Annotated in this window: 18 protein-coding genes; 16 read left to right on the top strand and 2 right to left on the bottom strand. The window is 68.6% G+C overall.

The window, feature by feature from the left end; genetic code table 11:
- Positions 1 to 5 precede the first annotated feature (5 nt).
- A complete protein-coding gene (locus ABFD52_07710) occupies positions 6 to 1,040 on the bottom strand; it encodes a GntG family PLP-dependent aldolase (protein ID MEN6560644.1) in 1,035 nt (344 codons plus the stop codon).
- Between the two features lie 123 nt (positions 1,041 to 1,163).
- Here ABFD52_07710 and ABFD52_07705 point away from each other — a divergent pair, with 123 nt between their 5' ends.
- The 16 genes from ABFD52_07705 (at position 1,164) to ABFD52_07630 (ending at position 15,783) form a co-directional block, all read left to right on the top strand.
- Entirely contained in the window at positions 1,164 to 1,880 is a 717-nt protein-coding gene (locus tag ABFD52_07705; protein ID MEN6560643.1) for a PASTA domain-containing protein, read from the top strand.
- Entirely contained in the window at positions 1,880 to 2,542 is a 663-nt protein-coding gene (gene rpe, locus ABFD52_07700; protein MEN6560642.1) for a ribulose-phosphate 3-epimerase, read from the top strand. Before ABFD52_07705 ends, rpe begins: the two co-directional genes overlap by 1 nt.
- Positions 2,539 to 3,363: an outer membrane protein assembly factor BamD gene (gene bamD / locus ABFD52_07695; GenBank protein ID MEN6560641.1), complete on the top strand. Its 825-nt coding sequence runs from the start codon at positions 2,539 to 2,541 to the stop codon at positions 3,361 to 3,363. Before rpe ends, bamD begins: the two co-directional genes overlap by 4 nt.
- Positions 3,364 to 3,392: 29 nt before the next feature.
- The gene (locus tag ABFD52_07690; protein MEN6560640.1) at positions 3,393 to 4,166 is read left to right on the top strand and encodes a hypothetical protein; all 774 of its coding nucleotides are present in this window, start codon (positions 3,393 to 3,395) and stop codon (positions 4,164 to 4,166) included.
- A 15-nt stretch (positions 4,167 to 4,181) separates the two neighbouring features.
- Positions 4,182 to 5,555, top strand: a complete 1,374-nt coding sequence (locus ABFD52_07685; GenBank protein MEN6560639.1) for a S8 family peptidase — start codon at positions 4,182 to 4,184, stop codon at positions 5,553 to 5,555.
- Between the two features lie 12 nt (positions 5,556 to 5,567).
- Positions 5,568 to 7,259, top strand: a complete 1,692-nt coding sequence (gene recN / locus ABFD52_07680; GenBank protein ID MEN6560638.1) for a DNA repair protein RecN — start codon at positions 5,568 to 5,570, stop codon at positions 7,257 to 7,259.
- Entirely contained in the window at positions 7,256 to 7,690 is a 435-nt protein-coding gene (locus ABFD52_07675; protein MEN6560637.1) for a C-GCAxxG-C-C family protein, read from the top strand. Before recN ends, ABFD52_07675 begins: the two co-directional genes overlap by 4 nt.
- Positions 7,691 to 7,728: 38 nt before the next feature.
- Positions 7,729 to 9,051 (top strand): tRNA (N6-isopentenyl adenosine(37)-C2)-methylthiotransferase MiaB, encoded by a 1,323-nt coding sequence (gene miaB / locus ABFD52_07670; GenBank protein ID MEN6560636.1) that lies wholly within the window; start codon positions 7,729 to 7,731, stop codon positions 9,049 to 9,051.
- 91 nt (positions 9,052 to 9,142) lie between these two features.
- Positions 9,143 to 10,180, top strand: coding sequence for a transcription termination factor NusA (gene nusA / locus ABFD52_07665; GenBank protein MEN6560635.1), 1,038 nt, complete (start codon positions 9,143 to 9,145; stop codon positions 10,178 to 10,180).
- On the top strand, positions 10,173 to 12,575 hold the full coding sequence (gene infB, locus ABFD52_07660; protein MEN6560634.1) for a translation initiation factor IF-2: 2,403 nt from the start codon (positions 10,173 to 10,175) through the stop codon (positions 12,573 to 12,575). Before nusA ends, infB begins: the two co-directional genes overlap by 8 nt.
- An 18-nt stretch (positions 12,576 to 12,593) precedes the next feature.
- A complete protein-coding gene (locus ABFD52_07655) occupies positions 12,594 to 12,872 on the top strand; it encodes a DUF503 domain-containing protein (protein ID MEN6560633.1) in 279 nt (92 codons plus the stop codon).
- Positions 12,865 to 13,215 (top strand): 30S ribosome-binding factor RbfA, encoded by a 351-nt coding sequence (gene rbfA, locus ABFD52_07650; protein MEN6560632.1) that lies wholly within the window; start codon positions 12,865 to 12,867, stop codon positions 13,213 to 13,215. Before ABFD52_07655 ends, rbfA begins: the two co-directional genes overlap by 8 nt.
- Positions 13,205 to 14,200 (top strand): bifunctional oligoribonuclease/PAP phosphatase NrnA, encoded by a 996-nt coding sequence (locus ABFD52_07645; protein ID MEN6560631.1) that lies wholly within the window; start codon positions 13,205 to 13,207, stop codon positions 14,198 to 14,200. Before rbfA ends, ABFD52_07645 begins: the two co-directional genes overlap by 11 nt.
- Positions 14,201 to 14,215: 15 nt before the next feature.
- Positions 14,216 to 15,130, top strand: a complete 915-nt coding sequence (gene truB, locus ABFD52_07640; protein ID MEN6560630.1) for a tRNA pseudouridine(55) synthase TruB — start codon at positions 14,216 to 14,218, stop codon at positions 15,128 to 15,130.
- 87 nt (positions 15,131 to 15,217) lie between these two features.
- Positions 15,218 to 15,496, top strand: a complete 279-nt coding sequence (locus ABFD52_07635; GenBank protein ID MEN6560629.1) for a DUF507 family protein — start codon at positions 15,218 to 15,220, stop codon at positions 15,494 to 15,496.
- Positions 15,493 to 15,783, top strand: coding sequence for a DUF507 family protein (locus ABFD52_07630; protein MEN6560628.1), 291 nt, complete (start codon positions 15,493 to 15,495; stop codon positions 15,781 to 15,783). Before ABFD52_07635 ends, ABFD52_07630 begins: the two co-directional genes overlap by 4 nt.
- A gap of 205 nt (positions 15,784 to 15,988) precedes the next feature.
- On the opposite strand, the gene ABFD52_07625 is transcribed toward ABFD52_07630, so the two are convergent.
- Positions 15,989 to 17,500 (bottom strand): PKD domain-containing protein, encoded by a 1,512-nt coding sequence (locus tag ABFD52_07625; protein ID MEN6560627.1) that lies wholly within the window; start codon positions 17,498 to 17,500, stop codon positions 15,989 to 15,991.
- Positions 17,501 to 17,576: the final 76 nt, after the last annotated feature.

Raw genomic sequence — 17,576 nt, 5'->3', positions numbered from 1 at the left:
GCGGTTTAGGCCAGGATCTCCTTGAAAACCCTGATCGCCCGGTCGACGTCCTCGTCGCCGACGTCCTTGTGGGTGACCAGGCGGATGCCGCCGGCGACGGACAGGGCCAGGATGCCCTTGTCCTTCATCTTCGCCAGCATCGCCTCGACGCTGAGCTTCGGATGGTAGAAGCCGAAAATGACGATGTCGGTCTCGACCGTTCCGGGATCGAGCCGGACTCCAGGCAGGCCGCTGATCCCCGCGGCCAGCCGCTTGGCCCGGGCGTGATCGTCCGCGAGCCGGTCGACCATCTCGGTCAGGGCGATGATGCCGGGCGCGGCCAGCACGCCGGCCTGGCGCATGCCGCCGCCAAAGGCCTTGCGCAGCCGACGGCCGAATTCGATCCTCTCCCGGGGCCCCGCGAGCATCGACCCCACGGGCGCCGACAGGCCCTTGGACAGGCAGAACTGGAGGGAGTCGACCTGGTCCGCGAACTCCCGGACCGGGACGCCGGAGGCGACGCTGGCGTTGAAGATCCGGGCCCCGTCGAGATGGACCTTGAGCCCGTGCTCATCGGCGATCCGGCGCATGGCCTTGAAGTTCGCCAGCGGGATGACCGCTCCGCCCCAATTGTTGTGGGTGTTCTCGAGGCAGATGAGGGTCGTCTGCGGGGTGTGGACGTTGGGCCTGCGGATGGCGGCGACGACGTCAGCGGGGTCCATGGCCCCGCGGGCCGACCGCACCGGCCGCGGCGTCACCCCGGAGATGAAGGTCATGTGGGTCGATTCCATGTTGTAGATATGCGACCGCTCCTCGACGATGACCTCCTCGAGGGCGCTCGTCCACATCTTGACGGCGATCGAGTTGGCCATGGTCCCGGACGGGCAGAACAGCGCCGCTTCCTTGCCCATGGTCGCGGCGGCCAGCCGCTCGAGCTCCTGGACGGTCGGGTCGTCGCCGAGCACGTCGTCGCCGACCACGGCCTCGGCCATGGCCCGCCTCATCCTGTCCGTGGGCCTGGTGACCGTGTCGCTGCGGAAGTCTGAATAGGTGATGTCCATGTTCGCTCCTCCGAAAGCGCCATTATATCGCCCGGCCCGGGGCCGGCGCAACGCGCCGCTCGTTTACTTGGTTCGGAAACTATGCTAATAATAATCCCGCGATCCCGAGCGTGACCACAGCACATGGCGAACAAATTCCTTTATAACGCGGCCGTCGGCACGCTCCTTTTCCTCATCCTGTTCTTCCTGAGCGCCGTCATCTTCTCCCAGGTCCTGCTCAAGAGCGAGGTCGTCTCCGTGCCCGACGTCACTGGCCGGAGCTCGGCCCAGGCCCGGGCCGAGCTCAAGAAGAAGGACCTGAGCATGGCCCAAAAGGGCAGCGAGCCCAGCGACCGCGTCGAGCGGGGGCTCATCGTCCGCCAGGAGCCCGCCGCCGGCTCGAAGATCCGCATCACCACTCCCGTCCAGGTCTACACCAGCTCCGGCAGCGGCACCGTGACCGTGCCCGAGCTCGCCTCCAAGAGCCTGGACGAGGCCCTGTCCCTGCTGCAGGCGGCCGGCCTGACCAAGGGCCGGCTCAGCCAGGTCCATTCGCCCCGCCTGCCAGCGGGCCGGATCCTGGATCAGGAACCCGCCCCGGGGAGCGTCGTCGAGCGGGGCTCCGCCATCGGCCTCCTGCTCAGCCAGGGCGACGTCGACGACCGCTACGTCATGCCCGACCTCATCGGCCGGAAGGCCGACGGCGTCATCGCCGGCCTCGACGCCCGGGGCTTCAAGGTCGCCGACATCCGCTACGTCTATTATCCGGGGGCCGCCGCCGGCCTCATCGTCAAGCAGGAGCCGGCCAACGGCTACCGCATCCAGAAGCGCAACCGCATCTCCTTCGAGGTCAGCCGCTGATGGTCCTCATCGCCCCGTCCATCCTGTCGGCCGACTTCTCCCGCCTCGGCGAGGCCGTCCGCCTGGCCGAGAACGCCGGGGCCGACCTCGTCCATGTCGACATCATGGACGGGCATTTCGTGCCCAACCTGACCCTGGGCCCCCAGCTCGTCGCGGCCATCCGGCGCGAGACGCGCCTGCCCATCGACGTCCATCTGATGGTCGAGGAGCCCCGCGCCTTCGTGCCCCTGTTCCACGAGGCCGGGGCCGACTGGATCTCCCTCCACGTCGAGGCCACGGCCCACCTGCACAAGGACCTGTCGCTCATCCGCTCCCTCGGGCGCAGGGCCGGCGTCGCGCTCAACCCGGCCACCCCGATCGGTGCGATCGAGGAGGTCCTGGCCGAGGCCGACTACGTCCTGATCATGTCGGTCGATCCCGGCTGGGGCGGCCAATCCTTCATCCCCTCCTGCCGGGACAAGATCCGCCGGCTCCGTGACCGCGTCCGGGAGCTGGGCCTGGCCGTTCCCATCGAGGTCGACGGCGGGATCAAGCTCGACAACGCCGGGGACATCATCCGGGACGGGTGCGGGATCGTCGTCGCCGGCTCGGCCGTCTACGACGCGCCGGACCCGGCCGCGGCCATCCGGACTTTGAAAGACATCGCTAGGAAAGCCTCATGACAAAACGCTCTCCCAAGACCACGCTCGCGGCGCTGCTCGCCATCCTGGCCCTCTCGATCCTGGCGACGGGCTGCCACAAGAAGCAGATCGCGCTGGCCCCCGACCTGGCCTCCTCCGACGAGGCCCTGTACCGGCTGGGCGAACAATACGTCAAGAAGGACACGGAGAAAGCCCTGCTCTACCTCCGCCAGGTCATCGACTCCTTCCCCAAGAGCTTCTACGCCCAGCGGGCCAAGCTCCTGATCGCCGACGCCTACTTCCGGAAGGGCGACGAGAGCAACATGATCCTGGCCGCGGCCGAGTACAGGGAGTTCATCCGCAGCTACCCGTATTCGCCGTCGGCGGCCTACAGCCAGTACCAGATCGCCATGACCTTCTACAGGAAGATGCTGAAGCCCGGCCGGGACCCGTCCAAGACGATCCAGGCCCTGGCGGAATTCAAGAAGGTCATCGCGGACTATCCCGCCAGCGACCAGGCCAAGGAGGCCCAGGCAAAGATCAAGGAGTGCGAGGAGCGCCTGGCCGGGCACGAGACGGAGATCGCCCTGAGCTACCACCGGCGCCGCGCCTACCGCGCCGCGATCAGCCGGCTGTCCGAGGTCATGAGCAAGTACCCGGACTATACCGGCCTGGCCAAGGTCTACTTCTACCTCGGCGACTGCTATTTCATGATCCGGCAATTCGACCAAGCGTTCCCCTACTTCACCAAGGTGGTGACTGACTATCCCGGGGACAAGCTGGCCAAGACCGCGACCAAGCGGCTGGCCGATATCCCTCGGCTCAAAGCCGAGACGCCCAAGCCGAAAGTCAAGACGGGCTGATCCCCCGGCGGGGGTCGGGGAGGATCTTCATGGGGGAGCGGAGCAGGCGCCTGGGTGCCGTTCTGGGGCTGTGGGCGGCTGCCGCCCTCGTCGCCGGCGCGGCCGCGGCCGCCGAGCCGAACGTCAAGTCGATCGCCGTCGGCCTGACCTACGAGAACCTGGCGCGCACGGTCGTCTGGAAGGGCGACGCCGCGTCGTCCAGGATCGGGGGCCAGCTCATCTCCGCCCGGGCCGATCTCGTCCTGACCAAGGGCGCCGTCCTGAGCCTCAGCGCCGGGGCGGTCCTGACGGACTTCCGCGGCCTGACCTTCTCCGGCCTGCCGATCAGCCTCGAATACGACGCCGCACCTCTCCTGGGGTTGGCCTTCGGCGCCGAGGTCGTCGCCCCCCTGGCCGGATTCTCGGGCTTTGAGATCGGCGGGACGGGCCGGATCGTCTATTCATTCGGGATGTCGAAAACCTGGCCCCTCGAAGGCTTCATGGTCGAGGGCGGCGCCGAGGGGAGATCGAGCTGGCTGGAGGTTGCGGCCGGGCCGCGGCTGACATACAGGAAGCTCAGGAGGGCCGCCCCCTACCTCGAGGTCCAGGCCCGCTGGCTCAGGGCCGCGTTCAAGATGGCCGAGACCATCGGGGACCTGGCCGGGAGCGAGGCCAAGCATGCCGGCGATCTCTCGTTCAGCGCCGCGCTGGGCGCGGACGTCGCCCTGACCGGCCGGCTGTCCCTGCGGGCCAAGGCCGGCGTTTCGCCCCGTCCGGGCGGCCTGGACGGGCTTTTCTCCGCCGGCCTCGCCTGCGCGTTCTAGGGGAAGGAGATGACCATGACCAAGACGCCCAGGAATCTCGCCAGGACCGCCCTCGCGCTCCTCGCCGTCCTTTGCGCCGCCCTGGGCGCCAGCGATTCCGCCTGGCCCCGTTTTCCGAAGCGCCTCCCCCTGACCCCGGTGCGGCAGGCCCGGACCAGCCTGCGGGCCGAACGCCAGATCTTCCGCCGCCGCCTTCTTCGCTACGCGACCGACCGCGTCCTCGTCAGCTTCCGCCCGGAGGTTTCCGGGGATTACGCCGACGGGCTGCTGCGGTCCTACGGCTTCCCCGCCGTCCACCGCATCGCCGGGATCGGCGTCTACAGCGTCAGGACCGCGCCGGGCGTCTCGGTCCCCGAGACCCTGGCCATGCTCCGCCGCAACGGCGACGTGGCCATGGCCCGGCCCGACTACCGGACCCGCCTGGCCGATTTCCCCAACGATCCCTATTTCGCCGGCTACCAGTACAACCTCCGCAACCTCGGCGGCATCCTGGACATCGCTCCGGGCATCCAGCCGCAGATGACCTCCGGCGCCGACATCAAGGCCGTGAAGGCCTGGGACCAGGCCAAGGGCGACGACGGAACGGTCATCGCCGTCATCGACACGGGGGTCGACTTCTCCCACCCCGACCTCGCCGCCAAGCTGGCCGGCTACGGGCACGATTTCGTCAACGATGACGACGAGGCTTCCGACGATCACTGGCACGGCACCTTTGTCGCCGGGGTCGCGGCCGCGGACACGAACAACGCCGTCGGCATCGCCGGCGTCGCCTGGAACTGCCGGGTCCTGCCGGTCAAGGTCATGGACGCCCAGGGCAACGGCTACTACAGCTGGATCATCGACGGCATCACCTGGGCCGCCGACCACGGGGCCGACGTCATCAACCTCAGCCTGGGCGGGGATATCGACGACCCGTTCCTCGAGGAGGCCTGCCGCTACGCGCACGACAAGGGCGTCGTCATCGTCGCCGCCGCCGGCAACGACGGGCTGGCCGGGGTCCTCTACCCCGCCGCCTACGACGACTATGTCCTGGCCGTGGCCGCCAGCGACTACAACGACCAGATCGCCGATTTCTCGAACTACGGCCCCCAGATGGACGTCGCCGCGCCCGGCGTCTGGATCCTCGGCCCGGCCCCGCAGTCGTACGTCGGCCAGGGCTATGAGCCTTATCTCTTCGCCTCCGGGACCTCGGCCGCCTCCCCGAACGTCGCCGGCATGGCCGCCCTGCTCAAGAGCGCCAAGCCCGACCTGACGGCCGACCAGATCATGCAGATCATCCGCTACACGGCCGACGACATCAACAAGGCGACCCTGCCGGGCCGCGACGACCGCGCCGGCTACGGCCGGATCAACATGGAGCGGGCCCTCGTCCCGTACATCCTCCACTAGGGCCCGGCCGATATGATCAAGCTGCTGCGGGTCAGGAACCTGGCCACGATCGAGGAGCTCGAGGTCCCGCTCGAGCCCGGCTTCTCCATCCTGACGGGCGAGACCGGCGCGGGCAAATCGATCATCATCGACGCCATCCGCCTGATCCTCGGCGAGAAGGGCTCGCCCGACCTCGTCCGCACCGGCAAGGCCGAGGCCTTCGTCGAGGCCGTCTTCGATGTGACCGGCCTGCCCCTCGACCTGGCCGGCTTGCCCGAGCCCGAGGACGGCGAGCTCCTCGTCCAGCGCTCGGTCACCGACCAGGGCTCGGGCAAGGCCTTCGTCAACGGGGTCCTTGTCCCGGTCCGGCGGCTGCGCGAGCTCGGCCCGCAGCTAATCGATATCTACGGCCAGAACGACCACATCTTCCTGCTCCACCTGGAGAACCACCTGGCCTACCTCGACGAGACCCTCGGCGCGCCCGGCCTCGTCCGGGACGCGGCCCGGACGGCCCAGGAGCTGCGGCGCCTGCTCCAGGAGCAGCGCGAGCTCCAGGGCCGGGAGAAGGAGCGCGAGCAACGGCTGGACTTCATCGCTTACCAGCTCAAGGAGATCGAGGCGGCCGGGCTCAAGCCCGGCGAGGACGACGCCCTCCTGCGCGAGCGCGAGATCCTGCGGAACGCCGAGAAGATCGCCGGCCTCGTCGACAAGGCCCTCGACCTAGCCTACACCGGCGAAGACTCGCTCGTCCCCCGCCTGGCCCGGCTGAAGTCGGTCCTGGCCGACCTGGCCGCCTACGAGGAGTCCTTCGGCGAGTTCCGGCCCGGCCTCCAGGACGCCGCCATCCTCCTGCAGGACGCCGCCGACTTGCTCGTCCGCTTCCGCGACCGGAGGGCCGGGGCGCCGGATAACGCCGAGGAGGTCGAAGAGCGGCTGAGCGTCATCGAGAAGCTCAAGCGCAAGTACGGCGGCTCGGTCGAAGCGGTCCTGGCCCACGGCGAGAGCCTGCGCCGCGAGCGGGCCGGGCTCGAATCCGGCCAGGAGCGGCTCCAGGAGCTCGAGGCCGCGATCGGCTCGAAGTTCGACGAGTACGCCCGGACGGCGGCCCTCCTGGGCGCCGAGCGGAAGAAGGCCGCCGACAGGCTCGGCCGGACCATCGAAAAGGAGATCGGCCTGCTGGGCATGGCCAAGGCCCGCTTCGAAGTCCGGCTCGAGACGCGGACCCCCTCGCTCGAGGACCCGTCGACCATCCGGGACCAGGGCGCCGAGGACGCCGAATTCCTCCTCTCGCCCAATCCCGGCGAGGACCTGCGGCCCCTGCGGCGCATCGCCTCCGGCGGCGAGCTGTCGCGGATGATGCTGGCCCTCAAGGCCGCGGGCAAGGACCGGGAGGGGCAACAGACCCTCATCTTCGACGAGGTCGACGCCGGGATCGGCGGCAAAACGGCCGAGTTCATCGCCCGCAAGCTCGACCAGCTGGCCGCCCGCCACCAGGTCATCTGCATCACCCACCTGCCCCAGATCGCCTCGGCCGCGGCCCATCACTTCAGCGTCGACAAGCGGGTCGAGAAGGAGCGGACATTCACCGGAGTGCGCCGGCTGGGACGCGAGGAGCGGATCGAGGAGATCGCCCGGCTCGTCGCCGGCAGCCGCCTGACCGAGGCCTCCCGTCAGATCGCCCGGGAGATGCTCGACGGCGGCCTGCCGAAAGGACGAAGATCATGAGCAGATCGGAGGTCGCCCTCTGCCTGTTCCGCCGCGGCTTCAGCTGCTCCCAGTCGGTCTTCGCCGCTTTCGCCGAGGACCAGGGGCTCGACCGGGAGACGGCCTTGCGGCTGTCCCAGCCCTTCGGCGGCGGCATCGCCGCCGGCGGCGACTGGTGCGGCGCCCTGACCGGGGCGTTCCTGGCCGTCGGCCTCAAGTACGGCCGCGTCCGGCCGGAGGACGCGGCGGCCAAAGAAAAGACCTACGCCCTCGTCCGGGAGCTCATCGCCCGGTTCGGCTCGCGGCATGGAGCGGTCAGGTGCCGGGACCTCCTCGGCTGCGAGATCGGCACGCCGGAAGGAAGCCGGAAAGCGAGCGAGCTGAAGCTCCACGAGACGAAGTGCGAAGGCTTGGTCGCCGACGCCGTCGCCCTCCTCGAAGAGATCCTCTGACCCGCCCCCCCGGCGGCTTCGTGTATAATGTCCCTCCCATGAGCGCCCGCCTCTCCGGCCTGAAGGTCTTCGTCCGGACCTTCGGCTGCCAGATGAACGAGAACGACTCGGAGCACATCGCCGGCGTCCTGGCCGCCGCGGGCGCGGCCCGGGCCGGCGCCCCGGAGGACGCCGACATCGTCATCGTCAACACCTGCGCCGTCCGCCAGAAATCGGAAGAAAAGCTCTATTCCTACCTTGGCCGCCTGGCCGGTCTCCGGAAGAAGCGGCCCTTCCTGCTCGGCGTCGCGGGCTGCATCGCCCAGGTGCGCGGCGCCGGCCTCGTCGAAAGGATCCCGGCCGTCGATTTCGTCGTCGGGCCCGACAACTACCTCGACCTGCCGGAGATCGTCGCCCGGGCGGCGGAGGCCCCGGTGATCCGGACGGACTTCGGCCGGGACTGGCGCGAGGTCGGGGCGGAGGCCACGGCCCGCGAGTCCCCGGGGAGCGCCTTCATCCCGGTCATGGAGGGCTGCGACAACTTCTGCGCCTACTGCATCGTGCCCTTTTCGCGCGGCCGCGAGAAGTTCCGGCCGCTGGCGAACGTCCTGGCCGAGGTCCGCTCCGCCGCGGCGGCGGGCCGGCCCGAGATCCAGCTGCTCGGCCAGAACGTCAACTCCTATCGGGACCCGGGCTCCGGCCTCGGCTTCGCCGGGCTCCTCGGGGCCGTCGCGGCCGTGCCGGGCGTCGAGTGGATCCGCTTCATCACCTCCCACCCGAAGAACTTCGGGGACGACATCATCCGGGCCATGGCGGCGAACCCGAAGGTCTGCCCGGCGCTGCACCTGCCGGTCCAGTCCGGCTCGTCCCGCGTGCTCGACAGGATGAACCGGGGCTACGCCCGCGAGGACTACCTCGCCCTCGTCGGGCGGCTGAGGAGGGCCGTCCCGGACATCCTCCTCATGACCGACATCATCGTCGGCTTCCCCGGCGAGACGGAGGAGGATTTCGAGGCCACGTGCGGCCTCCTGCGCGAGGTCGGCTGCGCCGGCGTCTTCTCCTTCCGCTACTCTCCCCGTCCGCTGACCGCGGCCGCGGCCGTCCCCGACGACGTCCCTCTCGAGGTCAAGCGGCGGCGCCTCGTCGCCCTCCAGGCCCTCCAGCGGTCGATCCAGGCCGGCATCCTGCGGTCCTTCGTCGGCCGCGAGCTCCGGGTCCTCGGCGCCGGGCCCAGCCCCAAGGGCGGCGGCCGGTTCTCCGGCCGGACCGCGGGGAACCTGGTCGTCAACTTCGACGCGCCGGCGGACCCCTCCGGCCGCTTCGTCCCGGTCCGGATCACCGGCTCCGGCCCCTATTCCCTCCACGGCGCAGAGATCCGATAGGATCGGCGGGCCGGCCGCGTTGCATCCCGGGGTGAATTCCGATATAATCACTCGTCCTTGAACCCCCTGACCCGGGAATCGAGAAAAGCGGATGAAAGTCAACGTCTGGAACACGATCATGCAGCTCAGCAAAGAGCGGGGGGTCGAGCCTCGCGTCATCATCCAGGCGATCGAGGAATCCCTTAAGGTCGCGTCCGCCAAGTTCTTCTCCCAGAAAGAGACCGTCCAGGTCCTGTTCAAGCCCGAGAAGGGCGAGCTGCGCGTCTATGCCGTCAAGCGGGCCGCCGAGCGCCCCAAGAACCCGGCCGAGGAAATCTCCCTGGCCGAGGCCCGGGCCATCCGCCCCGACGTCCAGGAGGGCGAGACGGTCGAGGTCGACCTGCCCTCCGACACCCTGGGGCGGATCGCCGCCCAGGCGGCCAAGCAGGTCATCTTCCAGAAGGTCCGCGACGCGGAGCAGGAGAAGATAATCAGCGAGTTCGCCCCCCGGATCGGCGAGATCGTCACCGGCGTCGTCCGGCGGATCGAGGAGGGCTTCGTCATCCTCGAGGTCAACAAGACCGAGGTCGCCCTCCCCTTGCGCGAGAAGCTGCCCGGCGAGGAGATGCGCCGCGGCGACCTGATCAAGGCGGTCATCACCCAGGTGCTCAAGGGCTACCAGGGGCCGCAGATCCTCGTCTCCCGGTCCGCGCCCCGCTTCCTGGCCCGGCTGCTCGAGACCGAGATACCCGAGATCGCCAACGGCACGATCGAGATAAAGGACATCGTCCGCCAGCCCGGCGAACGGGCCAAGGTCGCCGTGGTCAGCCGTGAGCGCGACATCGATCCCGTCGGCGCCTGCATCGGCGTCAAGGGGAACCGCATCCTGGCCATCTCCAAGGAGCTGCAGGGCGAGAAGGTCGACATCATCCCCTGGTCGCCCGACCTGGTTAGCTACGCCAAGGCCGCCCTCAGCCCGGCCAAGGTCGACCGGCTCCAGGTCGCCAGCCGCAGCGAGAAGGCCGTCCTGGCCGTCGTGCCCCAGGACCAGCTTTCGCTGGCCATCGGCAAGAAGGGCATCAACGTCAAGCTGGCTTCCCGGCTGGTCGGCTGGAAAATCTCCATCAAACAAGAAGACGCCCATGACTGAACCGTTCAAGAAACCACTCGTCAAGAAACCCCTCAAACCGGAGGAACCGAAGGTCCCTCTGGTCGTTCGTGCGGCCCCCCCGCTGAAGAGGGCCGTCAAGCCCGGCGAGGAGCCCGCGGCCAAGCCCGCCGTCCAGAAGCCGGGAGTCCAGCCGGGGACCAAGCCGGCCGCGCCCGGCAAGCCCGTGCCCGTCGTCAAGGCGGCCCCGCCGCTGAAGAGGGCTGTCAAGCCCGGCGAGGAGCCCGAGGCCAAGCCCGCCGTCCCTGCCAAGCCGGCCGCGCCCGCGAAGCCCGCCGCTCCCGCGCCGGAGGCGCCCAAGGCCCACGTCCCGGCGGCTAAGCCCGCGGCCCCGGCGCCCCAGGCCCCCGCCGCCAAGCCCGCGCCCGCTCCGTCAGCGGCGCCCAAGCCGCCCGCGCCCGCGCCCGCGAAACACGAACCCGCGGCCCCGGCGCCAACTCCGAAGCCCCCCCTGCCCCACGCGCCAGCCGCCAGGCCCGCCCAGGCCCCCGCGCCCAGGCCGGTCGCTCCGGCCAGGCCGGGAGCGCCGCACCCGGCCCCTCACAAGCCCGCCGGACCGGCGGCGCCCGCCCCGAGGCCCCCCGTGCCCCGCGTCCCCGCCAAACCCGTGCCTCCGCCGGCGCCGCCGAAGCCCCGGCAGAAGATCGCGTTCCGCGAGGGTTGGCAGATCAAGGACGCCGCCGAGGCCATGAAGATCCGGCCGAAAGACCTGCTCGAAAAGCTGGCCGCCAAGGGCTTCAACGCCGGCCTCAGCGACTTCGTCGACGCCGACGCGGCCGCGGCGGTCACCAGGGCGACCCATTTCGACGCGGAGCTCGTCAGCCTCGACCAGGCCATGCGCCAGATGGCCGAGGCCAAGACGTCGCAGCTCGCCCCGCGCTCTCCGGTCGTCACCATCATGGGCCACGTCGACCACGGCAAGACGACCCTGCTCGACGCCATCCGCTCGTCCCACCTCGTCGACAAGGAATCGGGCGGCATCACCCAGCACATCGGCGCCTACCGCGTCGCCGTCAAGAACCGGACCATCACCTTCATCGATACGCCGGGCCACGAGGCCTTCACCCGCATACGGGCCCGGGGCGCCAAGGCCACGGACATAGTCGTCCTGGTCGTCGCGGCCGACGACGGGGTGATGCCCCAGACCAAGGAGGCCATCGACCATGCCCGGGCGGCCAACGTTCCGATCATCGTGGCCATCAACAAGATCGACAAGCCCGAGGCCAACGTCGACCGCGTCAAGCAGCAGCTCTCGAAAGAGAACCTCCTGGTCGAGGACTGGGGCGGCAAGACGATCTGCGTCGAGATCTCGGCCAGGGAGAACAAGAACATCGGCGACCTGCTCGAAATGATCCTGCTCCTGAGCGACATGCTCGAGCTCAAGGCCAATCCCAAGGTCCCGGCCCAGGGCGTCGTCCTCGAGGCCCGGCTGGACAGCCAGAAGGGGCCGCTGGCCACCGTCATCATCCAGCAGGGCACGCTCGAACAGGGCCAGGCCTTCGTCTCGGGCCTGACCATGGGCAAGGTCCGGGCCATGTTCGACGAGCACGGCAAGGTCCTCAAGAGCGCCGGGCCGTCCATACCCGTCGAGATCATGGGCTTCGCCGACGTCCCCGTCTCCGGCGACCCGTTCCAGGTCATGGAAGATCCGGAAGCGGCCAAGCACGTCGTCGAGTTCCGCAAGCTCCAGGCCAGGAAGCCGGAAACGGCCCGCGACGCCGGCGTGACCCTCGACGAGCTGTTCAAGAAGATCGAGGGCGGGCAGGCCAAGGAGCTCAACCTCGTCCTCAAGGCCGACGTCCAGGGATCGCTCGAGGTCCTCTCGGACGTCATCCCGCCCCTGAGCACCGAAAAGGTCAAGATCAGGATCATCAGCGGCGGCACGGGCAACATCACCGAGGCCGACGTCCTCCTCGCTTCCGCGTCCAAGGCCATCATCGTCGGCTACAACGTCAAGCCGGCCCCGAAGATCGAGGACCTGGCCAAGAAGGAAGAGGTCGAGATCCGGACCTACAAGATCATCTACCAGCTCACGGACGACATCAAGAAGGCCGTCATCGGCCTGCTCGAGCCGGTCATCAAGGAAACCTACCTCGGCCGGGCCGAGGTCCGTAAGGTCTTCCAGATCCCCAAGGTCGGCGCGATCGCCGGCTGCTACATCCAGGACGGCCGGATCCCGCGCAACGCCGAAGCCCGCGTCCTGCGCGGCCGGGAGGTCCTCCACCAGGGGCGGATCACCTCGCTCAAGCACCTCAAAGAGAACGTCACCGAGGTCAAGAAGGACTACGAGTGCGGCATCGGCGTCGGCGGGTTCAACGGCTTCCAGCCGGGGGACACGATCGAGGCCTTCATCCGCGAAAAAGTCCAGCCCGTCTAGCGGGGCCGGAGGTTGGCGATGGTCGTCGGCGTGCTGACGCTCGATCTCTTTTTCCCCTACGCCCGGTCCCTGAAGGACAAGCGGCGCATCCTCCACGGCTTCAAGGACCGCCTGCGCCGCCACAACGTCGCCCTGGCCGAGATCGATTTCCAGGACCTCTGGCAGCGGGCCCGGCTGGGCGTCGTCACCCTCAACAACCACGCCGCCGTCGTCGAGGAGATCCTCGGCCGCGTCCTGGCCGACGCCAGGAACCTCGAGGAGGCCGAGATCGCCGGCCACGAGATCCGCTATGCCTGAGAAGGGCTTCCGGACGCGCCGCGTGGCCGAGCTCATCCGCAGCGAGCTCAGCCGCCTGCTCCTGGCCGAGTTCCAGGAGCCCGGGGCGGGTCTCCTGACCGTCACCCGGGTCGAGATGACGCCCGACCTGATGACGGCCCGCGTCTTCCTGTCCGTGTTCGGCGGCGATCCCGCCGCCCGGCTCGAGCGGATCGAGCGCCACAAGGGCGCCCTGCGCCGGGCCCTTGCCTCCCGGGTCAAGTTGAAGTATAATCCCGAGCTATTTTTCGCCCTCGATCCGGGACTGGACCACCAGGACCGGATCGACCAGCTGATCGAGGAGACCAGGAAGCATGGCCGCTGACCCGCGCGAACTCATCGCCCGCCGCATAGGGGCGTCGCGCCGCATCGCCGTCACTTCCCATCTCCGGCCCGACGGCGATTCCCTTTGCACCGCCCGGGCCCTGGCCCTGATGGCCGGCGCCCTGGGCCGCGAGGCGGTCGTCATAAACCGCGACCCCACGCCGTTCCCCTTCTCCGGCTTCCCCGACCTGGCCGGCATCCGCATCGGGCAGATCAGGGGGGCCGATTTCGACACGGTCATCCTGCTCGAGTGCGCCGACGTCTCCCGCTCCGGCCAGGAGGCCCTCGGCGGCGCCTTCAAGGTCAACATCGACCATCACTACTCGAACACGCCCTACGCCGACATCAACTGGATCGACCCCGAGGCTCCGGCCGTCGGGGAGATGGTCTTCGACCTGAGCGCGGCCCTGGGCGTCCGGCCGACGCCGGAGATCGCCGAGAACCTCTACTGCGCCATCGCCTCCGACACGGGCTCGTTCCAGTTCTCCAACACCACGGCCCGGGCCCTGGCCGCCGCGACCGAGCTGGCCAGGCTGGGCGCCTGCCCCAACCGGGTCGCCGAGAAGCTCTATTTCAACAATCCTCCCGAAAAGATCCAGCTGCTGGGCCGCGTCCTTTCGACGCTGACCATGAACTCCCGGGGCACGATCGCCGTCATCAGCATGTTCAAGCGCGACACCGAGAGCCTCAACCTCAGGGACGTCGACACCGAGGACATCACCACGCTGGCCCGGTCGATCAAGGGCGTCGAGATGGTCATGTTCTTCAAGGAGATGGGCCCGGAGACCTTCCGGATCAGCCTCCGCTCGCGGGGCACGGCCAACGCGGCCAAGGTGGCCGAGCACTTCGGCGGCGGCGGCCACGTCCACGCCTCCGGCTTCACCGTCTACGGCCCCTACGAGCGCCTCGTCCGCGAGGTGCCGGCGACCGTCGAGGCCCTGCTCGACGGCGATCCCGGCCGGCCGTCCTCGGAGCCGGCCCGCTGAGGGCGGGGCGGAGCCGTGGCGCGCGACGGGCTTCTCGTCATCGACAAGCCTGCCGGCCCGACCTCCCATGACGTCGTCCGGCGCGTGCGCCGGGTCCTGGGCACGCGGCGCGCCGGCCACGGCGGCACGCTCGATCCGGACGCGACCGGGGTCCTGCTCGTCGCCTCCGGCCAGGCGACCAGGTTCTTCCCCTTCCTTTCCAGGGAGCGCAAGGTCTACGAGGGCCGCATCCGCCTGGGCTTCGCCACGGACACCTATGACGCTTCCGGCCGCCCGGCCTCGCCGGAGGCGTCCGCCCTGCCCGGCCGGGACGAGGTCGCCGCGGCCATGGCCGGGTTCGTCGGCGAGATCCTCCAGACCCCGCCGCGCTTCTCGGCGAAGAAGCTCAACGGGCAGCCGGTCTACAAGCTGGCCCGGGCCGGCCGGGAATTCACCCTGGCGCCGGTCCCGGTCACGGTCGTCCGCTTCGATATGACGGGCTACCGGCCGCCCGACCTCGATTTCGAGACCGAATGCTCGGCCGGGACCTATGTCCGTTCCCTGGCCCATGACCTGGGCGAGCGCCTCGGCTGCGGCGCCCACCTGGCGGCGCTGCGCCGGACCCGCGTCGGCCCTTACGGCCTGGGCCAGGCCGTCGCCCTGGACGCTTTTGAGGACGCCGGCGCGCGGGGCGAGGCGGAGCGGCTGCTCATCCCCCTCGAACGGCTCCTGCCGGACGTTCCGGCCGTCGCCGTCCGTCCGGAGGCGGAGGCCTTCGTCCGGAACGGCCGGCCGCTCGGGCCCTCCGACCTGGCCGCTCCCCTGCCCGATCTCGCCGCCGTGACGGCGGCCGGCCTGGCCCGCCTGATCGCGCGCGACGGCCGCCTCCTCGCCCTGGCCCGCCCGGTCCCCGGCGGCGCGTTCCTCCATCCCTTCCTGGTCCTGTCCTGAGCCTGGAGATCCGGGGCCGGCCTAATTATGACGACGTTGCCGCGGATCATTGAATTTTTGCCGCAAACGGTGTAAAGTACCCGGGTTATGCGGCTCAACAAGAACCAGATCGAACACCTGGCCTCGATCATCCTCCGTAATCTGGCCAAGGAAGGCAAGATCATCGTCGAGGACAAGGGCCGCCTGCTCGAGGAGGTCACCAACGTGCTCGTCGAGGAATTCCAGAAGGAGGACCGCCTCGACCAGGAGGTCCGCGAGCTCCTGAGCAAGCACATGGAGAAGATCCGCAAGGAGAACATCGAGTACCAGGCGATGTTCAAAGAGGTCAAGAAGAAGCTGGCCCGCGAAAAGGGGATCGTCCTGTGAGCAACCGCCTGTCCCGGGAAAAGATCAACTACCTCTCGCGCCAGATCCTCAACGTCCTCGAGAAGGACGACCAGGTCGATTTCCTGGACGACCCGAACGAGGTCCGCCTGGTCATCGTCAAGTCGGTCGAAGAGGAAATGCGCCTCTACGAGGCGATCGACAAGAAAGCCATCGACAAGATCCAGGCCCAGAAAAAGCCCATCGAGGAGGGCTCCCGGGAATGGGAGATCCTCTACCGCAAGTATTACAACGACGAGCTGGCCAAGCTCGGCAAGCTCTCCGACTAAACCCGCTTTCGCTCCCCTCTTAGCTCTATCATAGTCGGCGGATATTCACGCGCCTCCCTCCCTGCTCCGGGCCAGCTTTTCGCCGGGACGAGGTCCTCGCAAAACGGCAGGCCTGCCGTTTTGCGAAGACCTGGTCCCCTCTTCTCAAAAAAAAGCCGGGGAGCGTGCGCTCCCCGGCCCGTTGAAGGCGCGTTCGCGGCGCGGCTCAGAACAGGAAGCGGAAGCCGGCGCCGGATTTCCAGTTGTGGTCGAAGGACCGGCCGATGGGCATGCGGAATTCGAAGAACAGCTGGCCGAAGTCCTTCCAGTTGTCGAAGACCTTGAAGCCCGCCTGGATGGGGATGTCAAGGCCGAACTTGTGGTTCTCGTCCTTTGCCTGGGTCGGCGAGCTGACGCCGAGGCCGGTGCCCAGGAAGAAGCTCTTGAAGTGGCCGTTGACGAGGGCGTCGCCCGTGAAGACGAACTTCCAGGGGTCTCCCTTGAACGGCATGGCCCCGCCGCCGGTCACGGTCAGGCTCCACTTGTCGGGCGTGAGCCAGGCGAACAGGCCGGCCCGCAGGAAGCCGTAAAGGGCCTGCGTCGTGCCGAGAGCGGTCTCGCCGTTCGCGTACTTGCCGCCGGCATAGAGCCCGAGGCCCACGCCGACGTTCCAGAAGAGCTTCTTCTGGGTGACCTCGAAGGTCAGCCGGCAGGGATCGGAGGCCGGGGACTGGGCGCCGTCGTTGTCAAAGACGGTCGTGTTGATCGTGTAGGACCCGGCCTTGGTGAAGACCTTTTCCCAGGTCCAGGGCTTCCGGGTCGTCACGCACGTGTCGATGACGTTCCCCTTGGCGTCCAGGAGCTCGAAGACGACCTTGACGATCTGGCCGTCCGGGTCGCTCGAACCGGAGGCGTCGAAGGTGATCGGCCGGCCGACATAGTCCTCGCAGGGCATGCACGAGGTCCAGAGCTTGCAGATGGGCGGGAAGTTGACCGCCACCTTGACCGCGGCGGCGCAGTCGGCGGCCTTGTTGTCCATGCCGACGGCCGTGCCCTTGAAGGTGTATTCGCCGGGCTTGTCGAACTTGGTCTGCCACTTGGGCGACTGGGAGGTCAGCTCCTGGGTGGCCAGCTTGTTGCCCTGGGCATCCGTGACCTCGACGGTCATGGCTCTGGCGTTCTGCGAGCCGCTCATGTCCACGGTGATCGGGTCGTTGGCGTTGGCCCGGGCCGGGGTGACGGACAGGCTGCAGACGGCCGGTTGGATGAGGTCGGTCACCTTGCTGCTGAGGGCGATGTTGCCGCAGCCCTTGGGGATGACGAACTCGTACTGCTTCCAATCCTTGGTGATCGGGACGAGGAACACCGGAGCGGGGGCCTTGCCCGCCCACTCGACGTTCCTGGCCACCTTGACCTGGCCGTGGGACTTGAAGAGCATCCAGGGAAGGACATCGCCGACGGGCATGGTCGTGTCGACCCATTCGGCGGTCTTCATCTGCTCCATGAAGGGCTCATAGAGCTCGGGGTTGCCGGCCAGCTCGAAGCCGGTCTTGATCTCGGCGGCGTGGGCGTCAAAGAGGCCCTTCATAGTCGCCGGCGTCGGCTCCTGCCCCTTGACGGTGCAGAACGTGTACAGCCCGATCCTTTTGAGCTTGGTGGTCTGGGCGAAGGACATCGTCGTGAGGACGGCCAGCGCCAGCACGACAACGATCAGGGTAGATTGAGGGCGCTTCATCATCAGTATCCTCCTCTGAAGCTTATGTAGGGAAACGAATCCGATCACTAGATTTATATTTAAGCCCGGCCCAATTGTC

The sequence above is a fragment of the Acidobacteriota bacterium genome (assembly GCA_039683095.1).
Taxonomy (GTDB): domain Bacteria; phylum Acidobacteriota; class Aminicenantia; order Aminicenantales; family Saccharicenantaceae; genus RBG-16-66-30.
This window is presented reverse-complemented; position numbering and strand designations above follow the sequence as displayed.